Annotated in this window: 3 protein-coding genes, 1 rRNA gene and 1 pseudogene (1 of these 5 only partly in view); 1 reads left to right on the top strand and 4 read right to left on the bottom strand. The window is 70.6% G+C overall.

The window, feature by feature from the left end; all coding sequences use genetic code 11:
- Together C1I95_RS09695 and C1I95_RS09690 are read right to left on the bottom strand one after the other, a co-directional pair.
- Positions 1-709 (bottom strand): 16S ribosomal RNA (locus C1I95_RS09695) (it extends 807 nt beyond the left edge of the window).
- 707 nt (positions 710-1,416) lie between these two features.
- A complete protein-coding gene (locus C1I95_RS09690) occupies positions 1,417-1,668 on the bottom strand; it encodes an SCO4848 family membrane protein (protein WP_111213455.1) in 252 nt (83 codons plus the stop codon).
- A 68-nt stretch (positions 1,669-1,736) separates the two neighbouring features.
- Between C1I95_RS09690 and C1I95_RS09685 the strand changes: the two genes are divergently transcribed.
- On the top strand, positions 1,737-2,279 hold the full coding sequence (locus C1I95_RS09685; protein ID WP_111213447.1) for a hypothetical protein: 543 nt from the start codon (positions 1,737-1,739) through the stop codon (positions 2,277-2,279).
- Between the two features lie 67 nt (positions 2,280-2,346).
- Here the strand turns inward: C1I95_RS09685 and C1I95_RS09680 are convergent, their stop codons facing one another.
- On the bottom strand, positions 2,347-3,213 hold the full coding sequence (locus C1I95_RS09680) for a DUF6406 domain-containing protein (RefSeq protein ID WP_111213446.1): 867 nt from the start codon (positions 3,211-3,213) through the stop codon (positions 2,347-2,349).
- Between the two features lie 2 nt (positions 3,214-3,215).
- A pseudogene (locus C1I95_RS37210) lies at positions 3,216-6,620 on the bottom strand (C2 family cysteine protease); the annotation flags it as partial.
- Between the last annotated feature and the right edge of the window lie 273 nt (positions 6,621-6,893).

Genomic DNA, 6,893 nt, shown 5'->3' with positions numbered 1-6,893 from the left:
GACCCGCCTTCGCCACCGGTGTTCCTCCTGATATCTGCGCATTTCACCGCTACACCAGGAATTCCAGTCTCCCCTACCGAACTCTAGCCTGCCCGTATCGACTGCAGGCCCGCAGTTGAGCCACGGGTTTTCACAGTCGACGCGACAAGCCGCCTACGAGCTCTTTACGCCCAATAAATCCGGACAACGCTCGCGCCCTACGTCTTACCGCGGCTGCTGGCACGTAGTTGGCCGGCGCTTCTTCTGCAGGTACCGTCACTTGCGCTTCGTCCCTGCTGAAAGAGGTTTACAACCCGAAGGCCGTCATCCCTCACGCGGCGTCGCTGCATCAGGCTTCCGCCCATTGTGCAATATTCCCCACTGCTGCCTCCCGTAGGAGTCTGGGCCGTGTCTCAGTCCCAGTGTGGCCGGTCGCCCTCTCAGGCCGGCTACCCGTCGTCGCCTTGGTAGGCCATTACCCCACCAACAAGCTGATAGGCCGCGAGCCCATCCCAAGCCGAAAAACTTTCCACCACCAAACATGCGTCCAGCAGTGAATATTCGGTATTAGCCCCCGTTTCCGAGGGTTATCCCAAAGCCTAGGGCAGGTTGCTCACGTGTTACTCACCCGTTCGCCGCTCGAGTACCCCGAAGGGCCTTTCCGCTCGACTTGCATGTGTTAAGCACGCCGCCAGCGTTCGTCCTGAGCCAGGATCAAACTCTCCAACAAAAAATTGGAAAACAAATCCCGGCAACAAAAAGTGTTGCCAAAGGAATCCCAACCAGCCAGACCCGAAGATCCAACCAGTCCGGGGTAATAATCAATTTGGCACTGGCTTATCAAGCACCCTGTTGAGTTCTCAAAGAACAACCACACACCATCCGAACACCCACAAACCGCAGGCACCCATCCGGGGCATCTCATCCACACACCCGCCGCTCTCGCGCCGGGCACTTTTACTACGTTACCTTACCCTCTGGCCCGTGTCAAACCGTGTGTCCCGGTCCGTCACGCTTCAGGCGGTTCGGCACCCGCGAACTCGCGCAGCGGCGAACCGCTTCGCTCGTTCCTCGGATTTGGCAGGCCGGCCGCTGCGGTTTCCCGCTAGCTCGCCCGGTGCCCTGCCGGTCGTAAACCTTACCCGGTCGGTTCCGCTCCGCCAAATCCGCCTCTCGGCGGCGTGGTCGAGCCCCACCCGGTCCGCGTCCACTGAGGCTTCAATCCTCTGGAACCCGGCACCACCGCTTCGGGGCTTCAGGACTTTCGCCCTGTTTGCCCGTTCCGCGCTGGCAGAGAGAAAGTTACGCGTCCACCGGATTGATCGTCAAATCGGGGGAGAGCGGTCCGCGTCACACCCTATCGCCCGGTCACCGTGCGCTCCGAGATGGACACTGGGACGCCGACGCCAACCGCATCGACGACGCAGGTGGTGGGGCTCAGTGCGTACACCGGCGGGATGCCCGCCAGGCACGGAGGCCGAGCAGGCCGACGGCGGTGCCGATGGCCAACGACGCCACGATCAGCAGCGCGTGCACCCAGAGAAAGCCGGTCGGCGCGCCATCCCCGACGACGCCGGTGGACCAGGACCTCGGATCCTTCCAGATGGCCACCGCGAACCTGGGCCAGATCACCCAGGTCCACACGCCGACCCCGGTAAGAAAGACCGCCCAGCCGCGCGACAACACCATGGTCGGCGAGTATGCCAGCGGCACCACCGGGACGGCCGCAAGCGCGTCCGATCGGTACGGTGGAACGCATGACCCCGCCGCTGAGCCGCACCAACGCGGAGGCGCACCTCTACATGGACCTGCACCCCTGCCCGTGCGGGGAGAGCCGGTTCCCCCGGCAGAGCTCCGTCATCGCGCTCGACGACGGCGATCTGGCCAGCCGCTACACCGGCGCCTGCGCGGGCTGCGGCCAGGACCGGGAGTTCACCTTCCGGCTGCCGCCGACGATCGGCGGGGCGGGCACCGGGTTCCGCTACGGCGGCGACGAGCCGTCGCAGCTGCTCGACCCCGGCGAGTGGCTGCTGGTCGCCGACGCCTACGCCGGCTCGGTGCCGGCCGATTCCACGGCCGGCGAGGCCGGGCAGCGGGCCCGGGCCGCACTGACCCGGGCCGTCGCCGCGCTAGACGAGGTCAGCAAGTTCATCCCGGCGGGCGGCGACAGCGTTCCGCAGGGCGCCATCGTCAGCGACCGCGGACGGCAGTTGCACCAGCGCGAGCCGGGCCGCTTCCGGCGGGACCGACTGGTCGCGGTCCGCGACGCGTACGCCGGACTGCTGTCGACGCTCAGCTGAGCGGACCGGCCGGCTTGCCCCGCCGCCGCGTGCGGCAAAGCCGGCGAGGTCGGCGTCCTGCCGTGGGTTACCCGTCCTGGTAGTTGCGCGGGTCGGTCGAGGTACCGGGTGGCAGGATCTGCGCCGGCGGAAGCTGGTCCAGTTCCATCGGGGTCAGCCGGCCGATGAGTTCGTACATCGACCAGGCCACCGCGCGCAGCTTCCGTTCCCGGGCGGCTGAGGCGGGCGGGCCCGGCGGGCCGACCAGGTCCAGCTCGTGCACGAAATAGACGTTCTCGTCGCCCGTCTGGGCCGAGACGACCAGCAGACCGCCGGACGGGTTGGCGATGACCAGCCACGCCGGCGACAGCCAGGGATCCCGGTGTACGCGCTGCGCCTGCACCAGATCGAACGGCGGGTACTGGGGATGCACGCCGAACAGCGGACGCTCCGGCAACAGGGTGAACGGTACGCCGGGAATGTGGTGCTCCACCTCGGGCTGCGCGCCGTTGTTCCGGCTCAGCCAGTCCCGGTACTGCTGCGGCAGCCGGGCCCCGAGGGCCGCCTCCACCGACTGGAGCTGGGTCTCGTCGAGCTGGCCGTAGGGACGCAGCCGGGCCGGCTTCCACAGGCGTCCGTTGGGCGGCTCCATCACCTCGTTCTCGTCCACCCGGCGGACGGTGACCTCCCACTCGTCCGCGCTGGACATGTCGAGATCGGCGAAGCGCCACGTCTCCCCGTCCACCGGAAAGGTCTCACCGAGCGTGACCTCGTGGTGCGGAGACTCCTCGCTCCGGTGCGGCATCACGATGATCTCGGCGCGGACCGGCGGCCCCGCGTCGACCCACCGCACCCCGAGGCGGGCGTGCCCGATGTCGACGGGAACGTTGTTGGGGATCGATGTGATCTCGGTGAAGGAGCGCAACGGCTCTTCTCCCTGTCCTGTCGTCGGCATCGTCAGCCGCTCACCATGTCGTGCAACGCCGACTCCGGCGGCAGCGTGAATCCGAGCATCTCGCGGGCGATGCGCTCCGCCTCCGCCCGCCCGATCGGCACCGAACCGCCGGCGCCCGGCGCGCCGCTGCCGGTCGTCCAGTGGGCCGTGTGCTGCCCCCGCTCGGACGTCACCACCACAAGCAGGCCGTTCACCGTACCGTCGGTGCCGAGCAGGGCCTGGTAGCCGACGATAACCTGCTCGTCCTCGAGGTAGGTACGACCCAGCGAGTGCCGGTGCGGCCGGGCCGGCACCGCCTCCGACGCCTCCGGCGCACGCGGTGCCGGCGGGGACGGCGGTGCCGGCGGGGACGGCACCACTGGTGGCGGGGCCACGAGAGGAATCGCCGGTACGCGGGGAGGCACCGCCACCGGGCCGGGTGCCGTTGCGGCGTGCGGCGTGGCAGCCACGGGACTGGTGTCCAGGTGGGCGTAGGAACCGCTCGTCAGGTCCAGGAAGTCACGCACCGGCATCGGCGCGGGATGGTCCCGGTTCCACGGATTACGCAGCCACACCTGACCGTCGGCGACCGCGATCACTTCGTAGGCGTGGCCGGCGAAGAGCCCGAACGGAAGCTTCTTCCGGATCGCCTGCGGGTAGGCATCTTCCGACTTGGTGCCGGTGATCACCGGGCTTCCGCCGGCGAGCAGGGCGGCCAGCCGCGCGTGCACGGCAGCCTCCTGCCCGGGCCGGAGGTCGAAGACGGACATCTGGCTCGGCGTACCGGTCAGCTGGGTCAGCACCTCCGCCTGCATCTGGGGCGTGCTGCCCACCCCGAGTCGGCCGTAGCCGGTGGGCGCCGCCTGGTGCGGGTCGTCCTTGCTGTGCCACGCACGCCAACTGTCCTGCCACTGTTGGTGCCGCTGGGCACTCCAGGTCCGGTCGACCGCCGCCAGCGCCTTCTCCAGCAGCGAGGCCCACGCCGTGCCGTTCAGGGACTGGTCGGCATACGCCGTCCGACCGTGCGCGGCGGATGCCAGCGGCGCGTCCGGCTGCACGGTGATCCGGAGCCGACGGCCGGTGGGCGCCATCGAGTCGCCGAGCAGTGTGCTCTCGTGCAGCAGCACGTCGACCGTGCCGTCCGGGTTCGGCTGGAAGAGCCCGGCCAGCGCGTCCGGCCGGACACCGGCGACGGCGGCCATGCTGGCCAGCATCCCGCAGTCGCCGAGAATGCCCTGCTGTACCTGCTCGCGGCGGGGTGGACCGTCGAAGAGCGGGGCCGGTTGGCCGGTACCCGCGTCCAGTGGGCGGCCGTACTCGACCGGACGCTTGGGGTGCGGGTCGGGCAGGGTCACCCGGTCGGCGACCACGGCCACCTCGCCACCGGTCACGGTGGGGGTGACCTCGACCTCCACGTCGGGTGCGGGCGGCATCATCGACCGCAGCGCGTCGGTCAGCGCGTTCGGGACCAGCGCCATCCGCCGCGCGTCGGTCACGTAGTGGAAGTCGTGCGTGGTGAGCACCGCCATGGCGCCGGGGTGCGAGCCGTACTCGGCGCGGAAGGTGGCACCGACCCGGGCCCGGTCCTCGGCCAGCAGCGCCCGCCGGCCGGCCTCGGTGTCCAGGTCGAAGGCGGGCTGCGACGCGGTCAGCGAGAACTCCGGTGCGCCGTCGAGGGTGTACGGGCGCAGATCGAAGCGGCCGGTCAGGTCGACGTAGACGCCCTCGGCGGCGAGCCGGTCGGCGAGTTGCGGGTCCACCGCCCGGATCTGGTCGAGCTGCGCCTGCGGTACGCCGATGACCTGGCCGGCCAGGGCCGGCATCCGGGGCAACGAGGACTGGCTCCGCTCCCCGTGCACGGCCAGCTCTCGCAGTTTCGCGTCCAGCGCGGCGGCCGGCGGGGGCTGGAAGTCCGGCGCCAGCCGGCCGCGGTAGTCGATCGCGCGGAACCGTTCCACCGTCGTCTGGGTGGGACTGACGGCCAGGGCGCCGGCCACCGCGTCGGGCGTGATCGCCGGCACGCTCAGCCGCATCACCTGGCTCCACACGTCACTGGGCAGGAGCGCGAGGCGGGCCTGCACGTCCGGCGTACCCCAGCGCAGCCCGAGGCGGTCGACCAGCGCGTCGACCTCGGCCCGCAGGGCCAGCCGGGCGGCCGGATCTGCCTGGGCGTACCAGGCGGACATCAGGCGCAGTTCGGCCAGCCGGCCGCGGTCCCGGGCGGAGAGACCCGCCGGGTCGATCGGTCCTTCGGCGGTGCCCTGGTCGAAGAGCCCGACCTGGGCCGCACCGGTCTCGTGTCGGGCCAACAGCTCGGCCGCCTCGTGCGCCACCGCGCGGTCGACCACGGCGTCGGCGGCGCGGTCGGAGACGGTGAGGGTGAAGGTGCCGTCCAGGTTCCGGGTGGTCTGGGCCACCGTGCCAGCGGAGAGGGTGCCGGCCGTGACCCGGATGCGCAGCGGTTCCAGGCCCGCCGAGCGGACCTCGAAGACGTCCGGCCCGACGGCGACGACCTGGTCCGCGCCGATCGGCTCGGCCAGCGCGGGCAGGACCATGCGGGCCCGGTCCACCACCGCTGTCGGGTCGGCCGCCGGCCGGCCCTGACCGTGGAACTCGGAGTCGGGCAGCGCCGCCACCGTGCTCCGGGCCAGCTCGACGTGCGCGTACCAGGGACTCATCAGGTCGAGGAAGGCGCGCACCGGCATCGGTGACGGATGGCTCGAATTCCACGGGTTGCGCAGCTGCACCTCACCGTTCGCCACCGACACGATCTCGTACGCGTGCCCGGCGACGAGCCCGTACGGCGGCTTGCCGTTCGGGTACGTCGAGTACTCCGCAGCCGGGCGGGTCCCGATGATCAGCGGACTGCCGGCGGCGAGCAGTGTCGCCAGCCGTGCCTCGGTGTCGGCCTCCCGCCCGGGTGTCGGGTCGAGTTGGCTCACTCCGGTCGGCAGCCCGGTGAGCTGGGTGAGCAGTTCCGCCTGCACCAGACGGCTGCTGCCGTTGCCCAGTCGGGCGTAGCCGAGCGGAGCGGCCTGGGCGGTGTCCACGCCCGGTCGGGCGGTCCACTGCTGCTGCCACTGGTCGTGGCGCTGCTGGGTCCAGGTGCGGTCGACGGCGGCGATCGCCTTCTCCAGCAGCGACGCCCAGGCGGTGCCGACCGCCGACTGGTTGGCGTACGCGCTGTGCCCGTTCGAGTTCGGGTGCAGCGGTACGTCCGGGTACACGGTGACTCGCAGCTGACGTCCGGTCGGGTTGACCGAGTAACCCGGCCCGCTGGCCTCGTGCAGCAGCACGTCCACCGAGCCGTCCGGGTTCGGCTGGAACATCTGCGCGATGGTGTTCGGCAGCTGACCGGCGACCGAGCCGATCACGGCGATCATGCCGCAGTCGCCGAGCGCACCCTGCTGCACGTCCTCCCGCTTCGGCGGGCCGTCGAACAGCGGCGGTGGCTGCCCGGTCCGGGCGTCCAACGCCGGCCCGTAGACCGGACCGGGCTTGTTCGGCGCGTCCGGGGGCAGGGTCACCCGGTCGGCGACCGCACTGATGTCGCCGCTGGGCTGCTGGATCGAGGCGGTCTCCGCCGTCGCGGCAGCGGCCGGTGTGACGGGGGTGATGCTGCGCAGCGCCTCCGTCAGTACGTCCGGCACCAGCCCCATCCACCGGGCGGTGCCCTGGTAGTGGAAGTCGTGGTTGGTGAG

It is taken from the genome of Micromonospora craterilacus (assembly GCF_003236315.1).
Lineage (GTDB): Bacteria > Actinomycetota > Actinomycetes > Mycobacteriales > Micromonosporaceae > Micromonospora > Micromonospora craterilacus.
Note: the sequence above shows the minus strand (reverse complement) of the source record. Positions and strands in the feature narration are given on the sequence as shown.